General features: G+C 71.9%; 20 protein-coding genes. 14 read left to right on the plus strand and 6 right to left on the minus strand.

Going from position 1 to position 18,050, the window contains the following annotated elements:
* Positions 1 to 41: 41 nt before the first annotated feature.
* From P3X83_RS15290 to P3X83_RS15325, 8 genes are all read left to right on the plus strand, one after another.
* On the plus strand, positions 42 to 1,430 hold the full coding sequence (locus tag P3X83_RS15290; RefSeq protein WP_277305712.1) for an alkaline phosphatase D family protein: 1,389 nt from the start codon (positions 42 to 44) through the stop codon (positions 1,428 to 1,430).
* Between the two features lie 86 nt (positions 1,431 to 1,516).
* On the plus strand, positions 1,517 to 3,079 hold the full coding sequence (locus P3X83_RS15295) for a glycoside hydrolase family 3 N-terminal domain-containing protein (protein ID WP_277305713.1): 1,563 nt from the start codon (positions 1,517 to 1,519) through the stop codon (positions 3,077 to 3,079).
* 8 nt (positions 3,080 to 3,087) lie between these two features.
* A complete protein-coding gene (locus P3X83_RS15300; RefSeq protein ID WP_277305714.1) occupies positions 3,088 to 3,759 on the plus strand; it encodes a pentapeptide repeat-containing protein in 672 nt (223 codons plus the stop codon).
* A 183-nt stretch (positions 3,760 to 3,942) separates the two neighbouring features.
* Entirely contained in the window at positions 3,943 to 4,197 is a 255-nt protein-coding gene (locus P3X83_RS15305) for a hypothetical protein (RefSeq protein WP_277305715.1), read from the plus strand.
* 257 nt (positions 4,198 to 4,454) lie between these two features.
* Positions 4,455 to 4,694, plus strand: coding sequence for a hypothetical protein (locus tag P3X83_RS15310; protein WP_277305716.1), 240 nt, complete (start codon positions 4,455 to 4,457; stop codon positions 4,692 to 4,694).
* Positions 4,695 to 5,479: 785 nt separating this feature from the next.
* A complete protein-coding gene (locus tag P3X83_RS15315) occupies positions 5,480 to 6,229 on the plus strand; it encodes a GntR family transcriptional regulator (protein ID WP_277305717.1) in 750 nt (249 codons plus the stop codon).
* A 151-nt stretch (positions 6,230 to 6,380) separates the two neighbouring features.
* Positions 6,381 to 6,995, plus strand: a complete 615-nt coding sequence (locus tag P3X83_RS15320) for a GNAT family N-acetyltransferase (RefSeq protein ID WP_277305718.1) — start codon at positions 6,381 to 6,383, stop codon at positions 6,993 to 6,995.
* Between the two features lie 131 nt (positions 6,996 to 7,126).
* Positions 7,127 to 7,807, plus strand: a complete 681-nt coding sequence (locus P3X83_RS15325) for a copper homeostasis protein CutC (protein WP_277305720.1) — start codon at positions 7,127 to 7,129, stop codon at positions 7,805 to 7,807.
* A 36-nt stretch (positions 7,808 to 7,843) separates the two neighbouring features.
* Here P3X83_RS15325 and P3X83_RS15330 read toward each other — a convergent pair whose 3' ends face one another.
* The 3 genes from P3X83_RS15330 to P3X83_RS15340 are packed head-to-tail and all read right to left on the minus strand — an operon-like array spanning position 7,844 to position 11,597.
* On the minus strand, positions 7,844 to 9,028 hold the full coding sequence (locus P3X83_RS15330; RefSeq protein WP_277305721.1) for an aldolase: 1,185 nt from the start codon (positions 9,026 to 9,028) through the stop codon (positions 7,844 to 7,846).
* The gene (locus tag P3X83_RS15335; protein ID WP_277305722.1) at positions 9,028 to 10,350 is read right to left on the minus strand and encodes an FAD-dependent oxidoreductase; all 1,323 of its coding nucleotides are present in this window, start codon (positions 10,348 to 10,350) and stop codon (positions 9,028 to 9,030) included. Before P3X83_RS15335 ends, P3X83_RS15330 begins: the two co-directional genes overlap by 1 nt.
* Positions 10,351 to 10,400: 50 nt before the next feature.
* The gene (locus P3X83_RS15340) at positions 10,401 to 11,597 is read right to left on the minus strand and encodes a class I adenylate-forming enzyme family protein (protein WP_277305724.1); all 1,197 of its coding nucleotides are present in this window, start codon (positions 11,595 to 11,597) and stop codon (positions 10,401 to 10,403) included.
* Positions 11,598 to 11,782: 185 nt separating this feature from the next.
* Here P3X83_RS15340 and P3X83_RS15345 point away from each other — a divergent pair, with 185 nt between their 5' ends.
* The 3 genes from P3X83_RS15345 to P3X83_RS15355 all read left to right on the plus strand — a co-directional run bounded on the left by P3X83_RS15345 (position 11,783) and on the right by P3X83_RS15355 (position 14,780).
* A complete protein-coding gene (locus tag P3X83_RS15345) occupies positions 11,783 to 12,259 on the plus strand; it encodes a hypothetical protein (RefSeq protein WP_277305725.1) in 477 nt (158 codons plus the stop codon).
* Between the two features lie 29 nt (positions 12,260 to 12,288).
* On the plus strand, positions 12,289 to 12,975 hold the full coding sequence (locus tag P3X83_RS15350; protein WP_277305726.1) for a hypothetical protein: 687 nt from the start codon (positions 12,289 to 12,291) through the stop codon (positions 12,973 to 12,975).
* 65 nt (positions 12,976 to 13,040) lie between these two features.
* Complete coding sequence (locus P3X83_RS15355) at positions 13,041 to 14,780, plus strand: proline--tRNA ligase (RefSeq protein ID WP_277305906.1); 1,740 nt, start codon at positions 13,041 to 13,043, stop codon at positions 14,778 to 14,780.
* Between the two features lie 8 nt (positions 14,781 to 14,788).
* Here P3X83_RS15355 and P3X83_RS15360 read toward each other — a convergent pair whose 3' ends face one another.
* The 3 genes from P3X83_RS15360 to P3X83_RS15370 form a co-directional block, all read right to left on the minus strand.
* Positions 14,789 to 14,980 carry a DUF4236 domain-containing protein gene (locus P3X83_RS15360; RefSeq protein ID WP_277305727.1) on the minus strand — a complete coding sequence of 64 codons (192 nt, stop codon included), beginning with the start codon at positions 14,978 to 14,980 and terminating at the stop codon, positions 14,789 to 14,791.
* A gap of 84 nt (positions 14,981 to 15,064) precedes the next feature.
* Complete coding sequence (locus P3X83_RS15365; protein ID WP_277305728.1) at positions 15,065 to 15,481, minus strand: ferritin-like domain-containing protein; 417 nt, start codon at positions 15,479 to 15,481, stop codon at positions 15,065 to 15,067.
* A complete protein-coding gene (locus tag P3X83_RS15370) occupies positions 15,478 to 15,990 on the minus strand; it encodes a twin-arginine translocation signal domain-containing protein (RefSeq protein ID WP_277305729.1) in 513 nt (170 codons plus the stop codon). The genes P3X83_RS15365 and P3X83_RS15370 overlap by 4 nt, the downstream gene beginning before the upstream one ends.
* A 246-nt stretch (positions 15,991 to 16,236) precedes the next feature.
* Here P3X83_RS15370 and rimP point away from each other — a divergent pair, with 246 nt between their 5' ends.
* The 3 genes from rimP to P3X83_RS15385 are packed head-to-tail and all read left to right on the plus strand — an operon-like array spanning position 16,237 to position 18,042.
* A complete protein-coding gene (gene rimP, locus P3X83_RS15375; RefSeq protein ID WP_277305730.1) occupies positions 16,237 to 16,764 on the plus strand; it encodes a ribosome maturation factor RimP in 528 nt (175 codons plus the stop codon).
* On the plus strand, positions 16,761 to 17,753 hold the full coding sequence (gene nusA / locus P3X83_RS15380; RefSeq protein ID WP_277305907.1) for a transcription termination factor NusA: 993 nt from the start codon (positions 16,761 to 16,763) through the stop codon (positions 17,751 to 17,753). The genes rimP and nusA overlap by 4 nt, the downstream gene beginning before the upstream one ends.
* Positions 17,737 to 18,042, plus strand: coding sequence for a YlxR family protein (locus P3X83_RS15385; RefSeq protein ID WP_277305731.1), 306 nt, complete (start codon positions 17,737 to 17,739; stop codon positions 18,040 to 18,042). Before nusA ends, P3X83_RS15385 begins: the two co-directional genes overlap by 17 nt.
* Positions 18,043 to 18,050 lie beyond the last annotated feature (8 nt).

An 18,050-nucleotide genomic window follows, 5' to 3' on the forward strand; every position in this document is an offset into this window, starting at 1 on the left:
AACTCAGCGCATCCCACCCCTACCTCCGCCACGATCGTTCCATGGCGAACCTCGGTTATCCCTTCACTCTGGGCGTGGCGTCGGGGGAGCCCGCGCCCGACAGCGTGATCATCTGGACGCGGCTCGCGCCCGATCCGTTCGGGCTGGACCCGGCCCGGCCCGGCGGCATGTCCGAGCGGCCGGTCCCGGTGCGCTGGCAGGTCGCGGAGGACCAGCGGTTCACCAGGATCGCCGCGAGCGGCACCGCCCAGGCCCAGCACGCGTGGGCGCACAGCGTGCACGTCAAGGTGGACGGCCTGCGCCCGGCCGCCGACTACTACTACCGGTTCACGGTCTCGGCGCCGTTCAAGAACAACGAGATGAGCGCGGTCGGCCGTACCAGGACCGCGCCCGCCCGGGAGTCGCGCGACCCCGTCAGGTTCGCGGTCGCCTCCTGCCAGCGCTACGAGCACGGCCACTTCACCGCGCTGCGGCACATCGCCGAGGCCGGGCCCGACGTCGTGCTGCACCTGGGCGACTACATCTACGAGGGCGGCAAGCCCGCCGTCCCGCAGCCGGGGCGGTACGTCAGGCCGCTGGAACCGCCCGAGCGGTCCTGCCGGAGCCTGCACGACTACCGCAACCGCTACGCCCGCTACCGCACCGACCCCGACCTGCGGGCCGCCCACGCGGCGGCCCCGTGGCTGCCCGTGTGGGACGACCACGAGGTGCGTGAGAACTACGCGGGCGGCCTGCCGGGCGACGGCACCGACCCGGGCGCCTTCCTGCGCCGCCGGGCGGCGGCCTACAAGGCGTACTACGAGCACTTCCCGCTGCGGGTGCGCCCGGTCGGCAACGGCCTGCGGATGTACCGCTGGCGCCCCTACGGCGCGATCGCCGACTTCCTGCTGCTGGACGGACGCCAGCACCGCGAGCCCGGGGACATGCTCGGCCGCGCCCAGGAGGAGTGGCTGACCGGACGGCTGCGCGACTCCTCCGCCCGCTGGAAGGTGCTGGTCCAGCCGCTGTTCTTCGGACGGCGGATGTTCCCAGACGGCTCGCTCAGCGACGACGCCTGGGACGCCTTCCCCGCCCAGCGGGCGCGCATCCTGGACACAGGGGGCGGGGGACTGGTGGTGCTGGGCGGCGACGTCCACAACCACTGGGCCTGCGACCTCGGCGACGACTCCGCCAGGCCGGTCGGCGTGGAGTTCGTGACCAGTTCGGTCAGCAGCGCGCCGCCCGGTACGGACAACGCGGCGATCCTCGCGGCCAACGCCCATATCCGCTTCCACGACGGCCATCGGGGTCATCTGGAGGGGAAGGCGGGACCAGAAGGGTTCGAAGTGGCGTACCGGACGGTGGAATTCGTCGATCGCCCCGGCGCGCCCATGGGGACGGCGGCGGTCTTCGGGGTCGAGGGAGACCGCCTCAAACGGCTCGACATATGAGTCGAGTATGAAATCGCATGATCAGCCCACTAGCAATTAGGAAAGTTTCCTATTAGATTGTCGGTCATGCCCAAGAGCGGTGACGCATGAGCCGACGCGACCACGAGCTGCTTCGCCTGGCCGATGAGGTCCTCCTTCCGGGGTTCACCGGAACCACGCCCCCCGACTGGCTGAGACGCCGGCTCGGCGACGGCCTGGCGGGGGTGGTGCTGTTCTCCAGGAACATTCGCGACCCCGAGCAGGTCGCGGCACTGACCGCCGCCCTGCGCGCGGAGAAGCCGGACGCGCTGGTCGGCATCGACGAGGAGTCCGGTGAGGTCACCCGGCTGGAGGTCACGGGCGGCAGCACCCGGCCAGGCAGCTTCGCCCTCGGCGTCGTGGACGACGTCGAGCTGACCGAGGCGATCGCCCGTGACCTGGGGCGAGACCTCGCCGCGGCGGGGGTGACGATCAACTTCGCGCCCTCCGCCGACGTCAACTCCAACCCCGACAACCCGGTGATCGGACTGCGCTCCTTCGGAGCCGATCCCGAACTGGTGGCCAGGCACACCGTGGCCGCGGTCCGCGGGATGCAGTCGGCGGGGGTGGCGGCGTGCGCCAAGCACTATCCGGGGCACGGTGACACCTCGGTCGACTCCCACCACGCCGTGCCGTACGTGAGCGGGACGGTAGAGGAACTGTGGAAGGTCCCGCTGCTGCCGTTCAGGGCGGCCATCGAGGCGGGCGTGCGCGCGGTGATGACCGGCCACCTGCTCGTCCCGGCCTTGGACCCGGAGCGTCCCTCGACGCTCAGCCACAGCGTGCTGACCGGGCTGCTCCGTGACGAACTGGGCTTCACCGGCCTGGTGGTCACCGACGCCATCGAGATGTCCGCCGTGTCCGGCCCGTACGGCATCGGCGGAGCGTCCGCCATGGCCATCGCCGCCGGCGCGGACGCCATCTGCATCGGTGGCGAGCACGCCGACGAGAAGACCGCCGAAGAGGCCAGGGACGCGATCGCCGACGCGGTGATCGAAGGACGGCTGTGCGAGGAACGCCTCGCCGAGGCCGCGCGCAGGGTGCGCGAGCTGGCGGCCTGGTCCATCGGCGTCACCGGTGCCATTGGCGCCTCCAATGGCGATGCCTCCGGCGCGAGCCTCGACGGAGCCCCCCTCGGGCTGCAAGCCGCCCGCCGCGCCCTCCAGGTGACCCGCCGCGCCGCCGACACCGGCTTCCCGCTGCGCGGTCCCGCGCTGGTGGTGGAGTTCGCCCCCGAGATGAACATGGCGATCGACAAGAGCACCCCCTGGGGGATCGGCGGCCCGCTCGCGGAGCTGCTCCCCGGCACCACCGCCACGAGGCTGACGGCCTCGACCGTCACCGGGGGTGCGGTCGAGGCCGTGCTGGCGGAGGCGGGTGATCGTCCCATGGTGCTCGTGGTGCGCGACGCCCATCGCCACGAGTGGCAGATGGCGGCGCTCGGCCACCTGCTCGCGGCGCGCCCCGACTCCGTCGTGGTGGAGATGGGGCTGCCCGGACGGCGCGACCTGGGTGCGGTGCACATCGCCACTCACGGTTCCGCCCGCGTCTGCGGCATCGCCGCCGCGGAGGTCCTCTGTGGTCACCTCGACGGGAAGGTGCCCGGCGTATTGTCCGTGCCCGCTGGTTGAATCTCGGCATGCGATTCGAGTCGGAGGATCTCTCCAACGCGTCCCTGGCCGAGCGACTGCCTGACGAGGGTCCGCACGTGTTCCACGAGTGCGACCTCTCCCACGCCGACCTCCGGCGGTTGTCCCTGCTGGAGGCGGTGTTCGAGGGGTGCACCCTCGACAAGGCCGACTTCCGGGGCGCCGACCTTGACGGCGCGCGCTTCTCGGGCGGCGGCGGCCAGGGCGTGCGGTTCGACGACGGCGAGCTGGTCGACGCGGTGTTCACCGACGTCGACCTGTCGACCGCCTCGTTCCGCAACTCCCTGATCACCGATGTGGTCTTCACCGGCTGCCGCATGATCGGGGCGGTCCTTTCCGGCGCGCGGGGCAACGGCTACCGCTTCAGCGGCAGCAACCTCGCGCTCGCCGACGTGACCGGCTGCTCCCTGCGGGCCCAGTTGATCGAGGACGTCCGGCTGGACGAGGCCAACCTGTCGGGCTGCGACTTCACCGACGCGGTGTTCATCCGCAGCCGCCTGATCGGCACCCGCCTGGTCGAGACCAAGTTCCAGGGCGCCGACCTGCGCGGGGCAGACCTCGGCGAGGTCGACGACACCAGACTGCGGGCACTGCGCGGCGCGATGATCGGCCAGGACCAGGCCGCCGCCATCCTGGGAGATCGTGGAGTGACCGTTCTCTAAAGGTAAATTCTGGTTACCGAGAGCCATGCTTCAGTCACCCATGGCTATATCATCGGTATGCAATTGACCTTGAGATGAACGGGGCGGTCAAGTGCGATGTCAAGGTCATGTCTCGGTTCGCACCGGGCCGGCCTGTCCTCGGCGGTCGCCGACCGGCCCGCGTCACACCGCGAAGGAGACCAAGTGATCAAGAAGCTGTGCGTCACCACCACCGTCCTGGGCGCGGCGACGGCTGCCGCGCTGCTCGCGGCGCCCGCCCACGCGGACGCCTGGACCAACTGGACGGCCAACGACCACGCGGTCCACTCCGGCAACCTCTTCGGACGGATGACCACCAGCGCGATCGGCGGCGCCGGCTCCACCAACGTCAACAACATCAACGGCACCGTCGCCAACGCCAAGGACGGCAGCGTCAGCGTGAACTTCTCGGTCGACTGACCAACCCCCACCCCTGCGGCACCCACGCGGGCCGGGCTCCCTCCAGACCTCCGGCCCGCACCCCCATGCCCAGTCGCCGGCACCCAGACGTGAGCGCCGCCACGTGCCATAACGCAGCACTGCGCTCCCGGTGCCGCACCGCAGTACACCCCTCGCCCTGCCGTCCCCTGATGCCCGCCGCCGTTGGCCCTCGCCAACGCCTTCCGTACCGCCGTCTGCCGGTACCGCGGGTGCGTCCTGCCGTTGGTCCCGCTGGGATGCGCGCTGTCGCGCGCCCACTCGATGACCATCTCGTCCCGGGCCTTGCCCGCCCTGCGGTCGACGACGACCAGGACGAGGGCGACGACCGGGCCGAGCATGCCAGTAGGCGGTTGGAGCGGCTGGAAAGTCTCCGGGAGTTCCTCGAAAACCGTGAGGACAACCTCTCGGTGTACGGGCGGATCACCCTCGAATACGGCCTACGTCTGGGCGAGGCCCAGTTGGAATGGGCCAAATGAGCGCAAGGTCAGATCCGCTAGCGCCCAAGATCATTCCCGTGCCGGTGGGCTGTCCGGGAGATGGCTGCCCGTTCCTCTGAGGATGTCCAAACGACCGGCCGGGCGCGAGCGTCGGGTGAACGCGAGGGCCGTTGGGGGCGTGGGGCGGCCCGGCGCTCGGCGTATGGGCGCGGGGATCCACAGGGGGAGTAAAGGGTGGGGCCCTTGGGTGTAAAGGGCGAGGGTGGGAGGGTGCCCTGGCGGGCGTGGGGGACCCGCCAGGACACCTCCCTTTCCGGACGCGACGGCGTTAGAACCCCGGCGAGGGATGAGGTCCTAGGCCGTTGGGTCGCGACCGGAGACGGTGGGGGGATCGAGTCTCCTCGGAGGATCCCGGCCGTCGGTACCGACCAGCTATGAGGTTTGCCGCCCCGACGGGGTCGTCCGCAGGATGAACGACTTCCTGCCCGTCTTCACTCCAGACGAACATCCCGTCTTTGCACCACACGGTCAGCTCGGTGAGAACCGAAAGCACGGACATGCCGTTCCCGTTGCTCTGGTAGGTGTGGGTGAACCCTTGGCGGTGCAACGCATAGCGCAGTAGACGCGTTGCCTCGCGGGGATCGCGCCAGGGCAGGTTGGGCGTACCCGCACGGACCGACAGCACCGGCCGTCACCCCCTCGCCGACCTTTCGATGGTTTTGTACCAACGTTTGGATGATGGGGCTCAAAGGGGGGCGCGGTCAAGAGCTGAGTTTCAAACTAGAACCAGATCGTCTAGATTCGTTGGCACAAAAGGGGTGAATGTGGCGCGGTCGACGCTGTACCAGCAGGTGGCCTCTGAACTACGGAGGGCCATCTACTCCGGTGACCTCGGTCCCGGGGACCAGCTTCCGACCGAGGCCGACCTCATGGGCTCCTACGGCGTGAGCCGCAATACGGTCAGGCTCGCGCTCGGTGAGCTCGTCAACGAAGGGCTCATCAGCCGGACGCCCCGGCGCGGGAGCATCGTCCGCGACCGCAGGCCCCTGCTGATGTATCCGCAGCGCGAGCTTCAGCCGCAGCCGGCCAGCGCGCCACGTGAGGCGTTCGGGTTCGCCGTGTCCCAGGAGGGCCGCGAGCCGAGCCAGGTCATCGAGGTGTCGATCGTCGAGCCTCCCGAGGACGTCGCCATCCGGCTGGAGCTGCCCGACGGCGGGCTGGCCGTGGTACGGCGGCGGCTGCGGTTCGTGGACGGCCAGCCGTACAACACGAACGACTCCTACTTCCCTCAGGCCATGGTCTCCGACTCCGAGATCGTGCGGCCCGCCGACATCACGCGCGGGGCGAACCTGGTGCTGGAAGAGCTCGGGCACCCGCAGGTGCGAGTGGTGGACGACATCTCCGCGCGGATGCCGACGCCTGCCGAGAGCATGCGACTCGAACTGGAGCCGGGCACTCCGGTCGTGGAATACGTCCGGGTCGGATACGACCCCGACGGTGCGCCGGTCCGTGTGGCCGTTTCCGTGTTGCCCGCGGACAAGCATCTGATCCGGTACGAGCTGGAACGCCGCTGATCTATCGCGGCACCGTCCACCGCGCGGCGATCTCGCCGACGCGGTGCTAGATACTTCCCAAAAATCCCGATTTGTACCGCCATTTCCGCGTGCCATGAGTCAGGCACGATTCGTGTTCATCCAACCACCCATCGCAACGAAGGGACGCTCCATGAACGCCGACCTCCTCCTGTCCCCCCAGACCCTCACCCTCCGCCGCGCGGGCGGCGGCGACCTCCAGGCCGCGCTCGGGCTGCTCGCCGAGGCCGCCGAGTGGCTGCACCACCGGGGCGTCCGCCAGTGGCCGCGCGGCGGCTTCGGCCCGGAGCGCATCGAGCCGCTCATCGAGCAGGGCGTGCTCTACATCGCCGACATCGCCGGACGTCCGGGACGGCGCGCCCAGGTGGCCGTCGTCGCGGTGGACGGCTTCGCCGACCCCGAGTTCTGGACCCCCGCCGACGCCCCCGCCGACGCCCTGTACGTGCACAAGCTGGCCGTGTCCCGCGACGTGGCCGGTATGGGCGTCGGAGAGGCGCTGCTCGACTGGGCGGGCGGCGTGGTCCTCGACGAGGGGCGGCGCTGGCTCCGCCTGGACTGTGCCAAGGGCAATCGCGGCCTGCAGGCCTACTACCGCGCCCGCTCGTTCACGCACCTGCGGACGGTGGACCTGCCGCACCGAGCCTCCGGCGCGTTGTTCCAGCGCCGGGCGGGACTCACGACGGGCGCACCCCGCGTCCGGCTCCTGGACCGGACGGCCCCCCGCAGGCCGTCCCCGGTCCCCGCGTAGCTCCCGATGCCGGTCGCCACGCTCGGCTCCTGAGTGGCGATCGGCCCCGCACGCTGCGGCAACCCGCTGAAGTCCCGATTTTGGGGGTGCAAGGCGTACTGATCGCAAAACACACCCGATAGCCTCGATCCATGACCGGAGCCCTGCTTGAGGTGATCGCGCTGGACACGCGCGACGCCGTCGCCGCCGAGCAAGGCGGCGCCGACCGCCTGGAGGTCGTCGCCGACATGGCGTCCGACGGGCTCACCCCGGCGGCCGAGACGGTCGCGGCCATCGCCAAGGAGTGCGCGCTCCCGCAGATGGTGATGCTGCGGCCCGGCCCGGGCTTCACGGTGACCGACGAGGAGGTGAAGGGCCTGCGCGCGACCGCGCGGGCCCTCGCCGACGCCGGGGCCGCGGGGTTCGTGTTCGGCTTCCTCGACAATGACGGGGCCGTCGACCTCGCCGCCACCGAGGCGATGATCCACGCCGTCGCGCCGCTCCCGTGGACGTTCCATCGCGCTGTGGACCGTGCCGCCGACGTCCAGGCGGCCTGGCGGGCCGTGCGCCTGCTGCCCAACCTGGCCACCGTCCTGACCGCCGGGGCCCCCACGGGGGTCGCCGACGGCCTGGGCGTCCTGCGCGCGCGGGCAGGGGCGGGAGACGCCGGGTTGATCATGGCGGGCGGTGGGCTGCGGCCCGAGCACGTGCCCGCGCTCGTGGACTACGGCGTCCGGGCCTTCCACGTCGGCACCGCCGTCCGCGGATCATGGACCGATCCCGTGGACCCCGAGCTCGTGCGCCGCTGGCGGGCGCTGGTCGACGGGCGCTGAGCGCCCCCCAGCCGCCCCGCGAGGCGCGGGCCGGTGTCAGTCACCCAGGGCGTGACCGGCGCGCGCCAGAGCGGCCGTGAGGGTCCGCACGGTGGCGGGCTCATCGAGCGCGCCGTCGCCCGTCGCGCGCCGTTCCACGAAGGCCGCCACCCGCGAGGCGTAGCGGTCCCGATGTTCCAGATGAAAGGCGTAGGTGGTGACGAAACGGCTTACCAGGTGCGCCGGGTGCATATCCCAGCCCTGGTAGTAGCCGTGCGCGAGGGAGTGCCGCACGACCTCGGCATGACGCCTCCACAGAGCCCGCACGTCCGAGGCCGACTCGCTCGCGGGCGCGGCGGCCAGCGAGCCGTCCGCCAGTTCCACGGACGTACCGGCGAACGCCGCCAGCATCGCGTGCCTGGCGTGGTCGCACGCCGGATGGTCGAGCCGCTGCTCGTGCGGCGCCAGCCCGCACGCCGCCGTGTAGTCGAACACCCCGAAGTGCGCCGCCGCCAGGCGCCCGCGCGCCGTCTCCACCAGGCCGGGCCGCAGGAACGGCAGCGTGCGGGGGTCTTCGACCTGCATCTCCAGGGGCAGCGCGCCGGGCGGCAGCCCGAGGCCCTCCTCCAGCGCGGAAAGGCACGTCGCGAACTGGCCGAGGTACTCCTCCATGACCACCTTCGGGAACGTCACCCGGAACCCGCGAGGGAGCCCGCCCGCCAGGGTGGTCAGCGTGGTCAGGAAACCGTCGAGCGTGCGCACGGCCCGGCCGGGGTCGCCGTCGGCGAACGACTTCACCCGCAGCCCCCAGCGCCGGGGGAGGGTTCCCGCCGCGTGCATCTCCGCCACCGACCGGGCGGCGGCCTCGGCGTGGGCGTCCTCCTCGTCGGGGGCGCGCTCGCCGTAGCCGTCCTCGAAGTCGATCCGGAGGTCCTCCACCGTGCGTCCGCCGGACAGCTTGGCCACCACGCGCCGGTGCACCTCGGCCGCCAGCGCGGGGGAGTCCACCTCGAACACGCCCGCCAGCGCCCCCGGCGAGCGCAGGTACGCCGCCAGCAGGGCCGACGCGGTGGCGGCCCACCGGGCGGCGGTCTCGGGCCCGAAGGCGTCGGCGGGCACGTAGACGGTGTGCGACGGCTGCCAGGCGGGCTCTCGCGCGGCCCGCTCCCCGGCCCGCTGCTCGGCGTACGCCCGCGCGAAGCCGGGGATCAGCGCCGCCGGATCGGTGAGCGTCACCCGCATCAGGACGACGCCCGCTCGCCGACGCCCGCGGCGGCCAGCATCGCGGCCAGCCCGACCAGCTTGACCCGCTCGCCCCGGCCCAGCGTGCGGGCCAGCTCGGCCTCGGCGCCCTCGATCCGCAGCCACTCGTCGTAGGTGATCGGGCGGACCCCGCGCTCGGTGAGGACGTCGTCGAGCGTGCGTGCGGGCCCGGCGCCGGGTTCGGCCGCCAGGTCGGCGAGCAGCGTGCGGACGGTCTCCGCCGCGTCGGACTTGTTGGTGCCGATCACCCCGGTGGGGCCGCGCTTGAGCCACCCGGCGACGTACTGGCCGTGGGAGATCCGTCCCTCGGCGTTGGGCACGGTCGAGGTGGACTCGTCGAACGGCACGCCCGGCAGCGGGACGCTCCGGTAGCCCACCGAGCGCAGCACCATGCCGACCGGGATCGTCTCGAACACGCCGGTGCCCACGACCCTGCCCTCCGACAGCGCGGTGCGCTCCAGCCTGATGCCCTCCACGCGCTCGGCGCCGAGGATCTCCACCGGCCGCAGCCAGAACCGCACGTCGAGCCGCCGGGGCCGGCCTATCGGCGGCCGCGCCGCCCAGCCGCGCAGCACCTCGACATTGCCCTTGATCTGCCGCGACAGCCCGCTGACGTCGCTGTCGCCGGCCTCCTCGGAGCGCACGCAGACGTCGGCGTTGCCCAGTTCGCCCAGTTCGCGGAGTTCCTTCAGGGTGAACTTGGCGTGCTCGGGCCCGCGCCTGCCGATCATGTGGATCGCCTTGACCTGGCTCTCCGCGAGCGCGGCCAGGACGTTCTCCGGCACGTCGGTGGCGCTCAGTTCCTCCGCCGTCTTGGCCAGGACGCGCACGACGTCCACCGCGACGTTGCCGACGCCGATCACCGCGACCTCTGAGCTGTCGAGGGTGAAGGCGTCGGCGGGGACGTCGGGGTGCCCGCAGTACCAGTTCACGAAGTCGGTGGCGGCCACACTGCCGGGGAGGTCCTCGCCGGGGATGCCCATGCGGCGGTCGACCATCGCGCCGGTGCAGTACACCACGGCGTCATAGCAGGCGCGCAGGTCGTCGACGGTCACGTGACGGCCCAGCTCCACGCCGCCGAGGAAGCGGATCCCGGGCGCCTCCAGCACCCTGCGCAGGTATCCGGCGATCGACTTGATCGAGGTGTGGTCGGGCGCCACACCGTATCTGACCAGTCCGTACGGCGTGGGCAGCCGTTCGAGGACATCGACCTCGACCGGTTCGCCCGCCTGCTTCCCCAGCGCCTCGGCCGTGTAGATGCCTGCGGGCCCCGACCCAACGATCGCCACGCGCAACGGCACGTCCGCCTCCTCGTCCCGGGTCCTGGCGACCCGCTACAACAACAGGCTGGTCATGTTCGCGATTCTGCGTCAAGGTCTCCCGTCGCGACCAGACGCAACCGGCCACCTTGATCGATAAATCCCATGTCACCGGTCCGAACGTATCCGTCGCGGGCGATGACCCGCGACGACGCCACGGGATCGCCGCGATATCCGGCCATCACCGCGTTGGAACGCAACAGCACCTCGCCGACGCCGCCCTCGGGCACCGGCCGTCCGGCGGGGTCGCGTACCGAGAGGGCGACGCCTGACCGGGGCCGCCCCACCGAGTGCTCCGCGTCCTCCGGCGGATCCTCCGGCCTGGTGCCCAGGCCGAGTCCCGCCTCCGTGCACATGTACCTGTTGCACACCGGCGCGCCGAACCGCTCCCGCAGCTCGCGCACCAGCTCCGGCCGTGCGGGGCCGCCGCTGGACAGCACCAGGCGGACGGGCGGCGGCGTGCCGTCCACCGCGAGCACCGCGGCGAGCTGGTCGGGTGTGCCCTGCAGCACGCCGAGACCGTGGTCCACCATCACCCGAAGCGCCGCCTCCGGCTCCCACCGGGGCAGGACGTGCACGGTACGGCCGGTCTGCAAGAACACCGGGATCCTCGTGGTGAAGCCGACCTGGGTGAGCGGCCGGTTCACCAGCCTCGCGTCGCCGGTGCCCCAGCGCGACCCGGCGCCGTGCGCCCTGATCGCCTCCAGCTGCGCGTCGGCGAACACCGCGCCGCGCGGCGGACCGCGCCGTCCGCGTGTGAACACCACGGCCACGGGACGGCGCGGATCGGGCGGAAGCGGCGGCGGGGGAGACTCGGCCCGCAGCAGGCCGCGCAGCCGTCCGGGGTCGTACGGCCCGCGCGCCCGCCCGTCGTACCCGCCGCCGGGAAGCGTCACCACGTCCTGGCCGGGCAGCGGCGGCAGCAGCCCGCGCTCAGTGACGACCAATGTGGGGGCCAGCCCGTGGAGCACCCCCGGACGGCCGGGCGGCACCCCCGCCGCCACCGCGCCCAGCTTGGCGGCGGCCACGAAGCAGATCGGATACTCGATGCCGTCGGGAAGGACGAGCGCCACCAGATCGCCGATCCGCACCCCGCGATGGGCCATGCCCGCCGCGACGCCGTCGGAGAGACGGTCGAGCTCGGCGAAGGACAGCGTGCAGCCCCCGGTGTCGAACGCCGCGCGCCCACCGAACCTGCGTGCGGCCTCCCCAGCGAGCATGCAGAGCATGAGGGCGTCCTTCGGGGTGACGCGGGGAACACCGTGACGGCTGACATTTCGAAACTACCCCCGAATGCGGCTGGAGGCTTGCGGGAAGCCGACCTACCCGATCACAGTTGGATCTCGTGGGCTCAGGGGCGAACAAACGGCGAAGAGGGCGCGGACGGCGCCCCAAGAGTGGCACGCTCCCAGATGTGAGGGGATCGCGTCCCGGGCCGCCGCAAGGCCCCAACGCCCTGCCGGGGATCGACGACGACTTGATCTCGCCGGGCGCCCGCCGCTACGAGGCGCTCGGCCGGGTGCTGGCGACCCTGGCGGCGGAGTCCGAGATGGTGGAGTCCTGCCGCGAGCTGGCGTGGTGGCGGGGCACCGACCACAGCTGGCACATCGAGTGGCGCGACGGCCTCTACGCCTTCGAGGTGGCAGCGCTGCTGGCCGAGCAGATGCGCGACCCGGCGATCGCCGGTCCGCTGGCCGCCGCGGCCGGTCCGGCCTCGCGGGCCTCGGCCGCGCTCGACGTGATGGGCGTGCGGTTCGCGCTGCGCGCCGTCGATCCCCTCGGGCGGGCCCGCCTGGGGGCCAGGCCGGGCCTGTGGCGGCTCACCGAGGCCCTCGACACCTCCCGCCCGCGCAAGGCCAGGCACGCCTGGGAGGAACTGCTCGGCGGTTAGCCGCTCCGGGCGGGGGCAGCTTCGGGGCCATGGGGGACGAACGCGAGCGCCGGTCCCGGCGGCCGGTCCACGATCATCGGGAGCCCGGCCGTACGGTGTTCGCCGAGTACGACCGGGGCCAGCGGCGCATTCTCGGCCACCTGCTGCTCTCCTTCGTGCTCGGTCTGGTGTTCGGGGTGCTCGGGGTGCTGGTCACGCACGCCGCCGCCCGGGCCGTGGAGTCGTTGTTCAACCCGTACGCGTATTTCCTGCTGGCGGTCTACGTCGGCGCGACGGCCTCCGGCCTGGGCTGGGCCGCGCTGTCCGCGCTGCTGGCGGCCCTCGCGCCGATGGTCTCGTCCATGGCCGGGACGCTCATGGTCGAGGGGTACGACACCGACGCCTGGGGCGGTGGCAGCGCCATCCAGGTCAACGTGCTGCTGGCCAGCGTCTTCTGCTACGGCGTGGCCGCCTACCTGGCCCGGGGGAGGGGGCTGGGCGCGGACCTCCTGGCCGGGGTGCTCGGCGGGATCCTGCTGGCCGACGGCGCGGACAAGGCGGCCCCCGGGTGGATGGAGTACGTGCCCGGCTTCTGGCCGTGGCCTGCGGCGGTGCTCGCCGTCGTCGTGGTGATCATGGTTCTGCTGCTGCGCCGTACGACGGCCGGGCGGCTGCGCGCGACGGCGGTCACGCTGGCCCTGCCCGCGGTCGTTATTCTGCTCCTTCCGCCTTCGTAGCGGATAGCCTGTAAACCTTCAACGGCCCGTTCCATGGGCCGCTCGATATCGATCCGGGAGTGACCGTGCTGCTGCGCATGTCGTCGTTGTTTCTTCGCACCCTGCGGGACGACCCGGCAGACGCGGAGGTCCCGAGCCACAAGCTGCTCGTGCGCGCCGGCTACGTCCGCAGGGTCGCCCCCGGCATCTACTCCTGGCTGCCGCTCGGCAAGAAGGTGCTGGAGAACGTCACGCGCGTGGTCCGCGAGGAGATGGACCGCATGGGCGGGCAGGAGGTCCTGTTCCCCGCGCTGCTGCCCCGCGAGTACTACGAGGCCACCGGCCGCTGGACCGAGTACGGCGACACGCTGTTCCGGCTGAAGGACCGCAAGGGCGCCGACTACCTGCTCGGCCCCACCCATGAGGAGCTGTTCACCGACATGGTGAAGGGCGAGTTCTCCTCCTACAAAGACTTCCCGGTCACGCTGTACCAGATCCAGACGAAGTATCGCGACGAGGCCAGGCCCCGGGCGGGCATCTTGCGCGGGCGCGAGTTCGTGATGAAGGACTCCTACTCCTTCGACCTCGACGACGACGGCCTCAAGCGCTCCTACGAGCAGCACCGCGAGGCCTACATCCGCATCTTCGACCGGCTGGGCATCTCCTACCGCATCTGCTTCGCGGTGTCGGGGGCGATGGGCGGCTCGGCCTCCGAGGAGTTCCTGGCCCCCGCCGAGTCCGGTGAAGACGCCTATGTCGCCTGCCACTCCTGCGGCTACGCGGCCAACGCGGAGGCGGTCACCACTCCCGCGCCGCCCGCCGTCACGGGTGAGCAGCCGCCGCTGCGGGTGCTCGACACCCCCGACACCCCCACCATCGAGTCGCTCGTCGCCCACGTCAACGAGCACCACGGTCTGGGCGTCACGGCCGCCCAGACCCTGAAGAACGTGGTGGTCAAGGTCCGCACCCCGGGCGCCGACAAGGCCCAGGTGCTGGTCATCGGGGTGCCGGGCGACCGCGAGGTCGACTTCAAGCGCCTGGAGGCCGCGCTGTCGCCGGGCGTTCCAGAGATCTTCGAGGCGGCCGACTTCGAGCGCCACCCCGGTCTGGTCCGCGGCTACATCGGCCCCCAGGTGCTCAAGGACCTCGGCATCACCTACCTGGTCGACCCCCGGGTCGTGTCGGGCACCTCCTGGGTCACCGGGGCCAACGAGCCCGGCAAGCACGCGGCGGGCGTGGTCGCCGGGCGCGACTTCTTCCCCGACGGCACCATCGAGGCGGCCGAGATCCGGGCCGGCGACCCCTGCCCGCGCTGCGGCTCGGATCTGTCCATCGACCGGGGCATCGAGATCGGGCACATCTTCCAGCTCGGCCGCAAGTACGCCGACGCCGCCCAGCTCGACGCCCTCGGCCCCGACGGCAAGCCGATCCGGATCACCATGGGCTCCTACGGCATCGGCGTCTCGCGCGCGGTGGCCGTGATCACCGAGCAGAGCCACGACGAGCTGGGCCTGGTGTGGCCCCGCGAGATCGCCCCGGCCGACGTGCACATCGTCGCGACCGGCAAGGAGAACCAGGTGGAGGTCGCCCTCCAGATCGCCGAGGACCTCTCCGGGCGCGGCGTGCGCGTGCTGGTCGACGACCGCCCCGGCGTCTCGCCCGGGGTGAAGTTCAAGGACGCCGAGCTGCTCGGCATGCCGACCATCCTGGTCGTCGGGCGGGGGCTCGCCCAGGGGGTCGCCGAGCTGCGCGACCGCGCCTCCGGCGACCGTCAGGAGATCCCCATCGCCGAGGCCGTGGAGCGCGTCACCGCCGCGATCGCCTGAGCCTGATCTCAGCGGCGGCGGTCGCCGGTGGTCTTACGCCAGTGGAAGCCGCCGGGGAGGTTGACCGACAGCGTGCGCCTGCCGTCGGCGTTGCGGGTGACGCGGAACAGGCGGTTGCCCCAGCTGTGGCCCACGCCGCCACGGGAGAGATTTAAGCGGAAAGGCCCGAACCTTAGGGATTTGCGATAGCTCCAGCCCATGAGTCTGCCTCCTAGAGACGTTCGTGGCTGTCAGCTACCCGCAGATCGCGCGATATGTCGTCTTCTGTAAAGGTTCGGTGCCGCTCACTCGCCCGGCCGCAGGCCGGGCAGCGCCGTGATCTCGGGGTGGAAGCCGTACGCCCTGATGACCGATTCCTGCACGGCCCGGGCGGCGCGCTGGCGCACGGCGGGCTCCTCGGTCGCGACCAGCTCCAGGTAGGCGGCGGTCACGCCGTTCTCGACCAGCGCGGCCAGCCGCGTGGCCTCGGACGCCGAGCCGGGCGTGAAAGGCAGCGCGTACGATGCCTCGGCCTCGCTCGGCGAGCCGCCCCGCTCGGTGATCATCGTGCGGAGCCGGTCGCGCTCGGCGCGGTGCGCCTGATAGGCGCGGGTGGCCGACGAGCGCAGCGTCCCGCTCGACCGGGCCGCGATGAGGCCGTAGGCGTAGACCGCGGCGTGCTCGGCCGCCAGCGCCTTCAGCAGGCCCGTGAGGGCGCTCACAGCGACCTCGACAAGGCCACGGCGTGCGCGGCCTCGCACGCGCCGATGCTGGCCAGGAGCTGGGCGAGCGACGGCGCGGCCGACGCGAGCTGCCCGGGCCGCGCGGCGGCGGCCTTGCTCTCGGCCTCGCGCAGGCGGGCCCGGGAGACCGGCTCGGCGGCCTCCGGCGTGGCCGTGGAGACCGCCAGGGGCGTCGCCGCGGCCTTCCCGGCACCTGAGGGCGAGGGGCTCGCCTCGGGCGGCAGGCGGCGTCTCAGCTCCGCCAGGTGCGCCCGGTGGCGGTCACGGAAGGGCAGCAGGTCGTCGTCGTCCTCGGCGGCGCGGCTGTAGAGCTCGATGGTCCGCTCCTTCTCGGCGATCAGCTCGCGCAGCAGCACGACCTGGGGGTCGGGCGGCGGCGGGGCCACGGGCGCCTGCTCGCCGGCGCAGCCGGACGCGGCCACCAGGGCCAGGCCGGCGGCGGCTCCGCCTTGGAGCAGGGCGCGCCGGGTCAGGCGGGGCGGACGCACGGACGGGCCTCCCGGAGACGAGCGACGGACGCGGGCATCCGGCGATACCGGGACGGGTGCCGCCTACATGCCCCTAGCATGGTACGGCTCGCCGGGCACGGGTTCCCCGCACCGAGCACAGGGCGGCGCGGCTCTTCGACGGGCTCGCCGCAGCGAGTGGCGCTTTTCCATGCCTGGGTGTGGATAGGCTGGTAAACCGCATGGGCGAGGTCCGCCCGATTGAGATCGTGACAATAGGAGGTCGGCATGGGAAGGGACGTGTCCCGTGACCGCCTGATGAAGGTCCTCGATCCCGTGGTTTCCGCAGAGGGCCTCGATCTGGAGGACGTCACGGTCACCCCGGCGGGCAAGCGCCGGGTCCTGCGCGTCATCGTCGACCGCGACGGCGGCGTGAGTCTCGACGACGTGGCCGACGTCAGCCAGGCGATCTCCAAGGCGCTCGACGACGGAGACGCCATGGGCGCCGCGCCCTATGTCCTTGAGGTCACCTCCCCGGGGGTCGACCGCCCGCTGACCGAGCCCCGGCACTGGCGGCGCGCCGCCGGGCGGCTGGTGTCCGCGGAGCTGCGCGAGGGCGGCGCGGTGGAGGGCCGGGTGCGCGCGGCCGACGACGAGGGCGTGGAGCTCGACGTCTCGGGAGAGCCGCGCCGGTTCGAGTATCAGGACCTCACCCGGGGCCGGGTGCAGGTCGAGTTCCGCCGCGCCGACGAGGGCGACGGCACCGAAGATGACGGCGACGAAGGCCAAGGGGGAGCCTCGTGGACATCGACATGAGCGTTCTGCGCAGCCTGGAGCGGGAGAAGGACATCTCCTTCGACCTGGTCGTCAAGGCGATCGAGGACGCGCTGCTCATCGCGTACTTCCGTACCGAGGGCGCCGCTCCCAAGGCCAGGGCCGAGCTCGACCGCCAGTCCGGGCACGTGACGATCTGGGCCGCAGAGGTAGACGACGCGGGCGAGATCGCCAGGGAGTACGACGACACCCCGGGCAACTTCAGCCGCATCGCCGCGACCACCGCCAAGCAGGTCATCCTCCAGCAGCTCCGCGACGCGGAGGACGAGATCAACTTCGGCGAGTTCGCCAGCCGCGAGGGCGAGCTGGTCGCCGGCATCATCCAGCAGGGCAAGGATCCCCGCGTGGTCCTGGTCGACCTCGGCAAGATCGAGGCGGTGCTCCCGCACAACGAGCAGGTCCCCGGCGAGGACTACACCCACGGCGAGCGCATCCGCTGCTACGTGGTGCAGGTGAAGAAGGGCCACAAGGGCCCCTCGGTCACGCTGTCGCGCACCCACCCGGGTCTGGTGAAGAAGCTGTTCGCGCTGGAGGTCCCCGAGATCGCCGACGGCACGGTCGAGATCGCGGCCGTGGCGCGCGAGGCCGGCCACCGCACCAAGATCGCCGTCCGGTCGCGGCGCCCCGGGGTCAACGCCAAGGGGGCCTGCATCGGCCCCATGGGATCACGAGTCCGTAACGTCATGACCGAGCTGCACGGCGAGAAGATCGACATTATCGACTGGTCGGAGTCCCCGGCGGAGTTCGTCGGGAATGCGCTCTCTCCGGCTCGTGTTTCGCATGTAGAAGTGGTGAATGCCGACGCCAGAGTGGCCAGGGTCACCGTGCCCGACTACCAGTTGTCGCTCGCGATCGGCAAAGAGGGGCAGAACGCTCGGCTCGCCGCGCGCCTCACCGGGTGGCGAATCGACATCCGCCCGGACACCGCGGTCGGCGATGCCGCCGGTCCCCACGATGCGTCGGCAAGGTAAGCTGGAATATGGTGGCCAGGCGGCCCCGCTGAGAACCTGCGTGGGCTGCCGGGTTCGCACGGTCAAGTCCGAGCTGCTCCGCCTGGTGGCGGTCGAGGGCGTCCTCGTCCCCGACCCGCGAAGACGGCTGCCGGGCCGGGGTGCGTCACTGCATCCCGCCCAAGGTTGTCTGGAGCTCGCCGAGCGTCGCCGAGCGTTTCCGCGCGCGTTTCGCGTCGCTGGACCGCTCGACTCAACGCGTTTGCGGGCCTACCTGGAGGAGCGAGACGATGCTGGAGGAACCGCGTGAAGGTTGCC

It is taken from the genome of Spongiactinospora sp. TRM90649 (assembly GCF_029382225.1).
Lineage (GTDB): Bacteria > Actinomycetota > Actinomycetes > Streptosporangiales > Streptosporangiaceae > Spongiactinospora.

Excerpts from the sequence above, each read along its gene's own strand:
- P3X83_RS15290 (WP_277305712.1), top strand. The coding sequence starts at position 42 with ATGGCGAACCTCGGTTATCCCTTCACTCTGGGCGTGGCGTCGGGGGAG.
- P3X83_RS15295 (WP_277305713.1), top strand. The coding sequence starts at position 1,517 with ATGAGCCGACGCGACCACGAGCTGCTTCGCCTGGCCGATGAGGTCCTC.
- P3X83_RS15300 (WP_277305714.1), top strand. The coding sequence starts at position 3,088 with ATGCGATTCGAGTCGGAGGATCTCTCCAACGCGTCCCTGGCCGAGCGA.
- P3X83_RS15310 (WP_277305716.1), top strand. The coding sequence starts at position 4,455 with ATGCGCGCTGTCGCGCGCCCACTCGATGACCATCTCGTCCCGGGCCTT.
- P3X83_RS15320 (WP_277305718.1), top strand. The coding sequence starts at position 6,381 with ATGAACGCCGACCTCCTCCTGTCCCCCCAGACCCTCACCCTCCGCCGC.
- P3X83_RS15325 (WP_277305720.1), top strand. The coding sequence starts at position 7,127 with ATGACCGGAGCCCTGCTTGAGGTGATCGCGCTGGACACGCGCGACGCC.
- P3X83_RS15330 (WP_277305721.1), bottom strand. The coding sequence starts at position 9,028 with ATGCGGGTGACGCTCACCGATCCGGCGGCGCTGATCCCCGGCTTCGCG.
- P3X83_RS15340 (WP_277305724.1), bottom strand. The coding sequence starts at position 11,597 with ATGCTCTGCATGCTCGCTGGGGAGGCCGCACGCAGGTTCGGTGGGCGC.
- P3X83_RS15350 (WP_277305726.1), top strand. The coding sequence starts at position 12,289 with ATGGGGGACGAACGCGAGCGCCGGTCCCGGCGGCCGGTCCACGATCAT.
- P3X83_RS15360 (WP_277305727.1), bottom strand. The coding sequence starts at position 14,980 with ATGGGCTGGAGCTATCGCAAATCCCTAAGGTTCGGGCCTTTCCGCTTA.
- rimP (WP_277305730.1), top strand. The coding sequence starts at position 16,237 with ATGGGAAGGGACGTGTCCCGTGACCGCCTGATGAAGGTCCTCGATCCC.
- nusA (WP_277305907.1), top strand. The coding sequence starts at position 16,761 with ATGAGCGTTCTGCGCAGCCTGGAGCGGGAGAAGGACATCTCCTTCGAC.
- P3X83_RS15385 (WP_277305731.1), top strand. The coding sequence starts at position 17,737 with ATGCGTCGGCAAGGTAAGCTGGAATATGGTGGCCAGGCGGCCCCGCTG.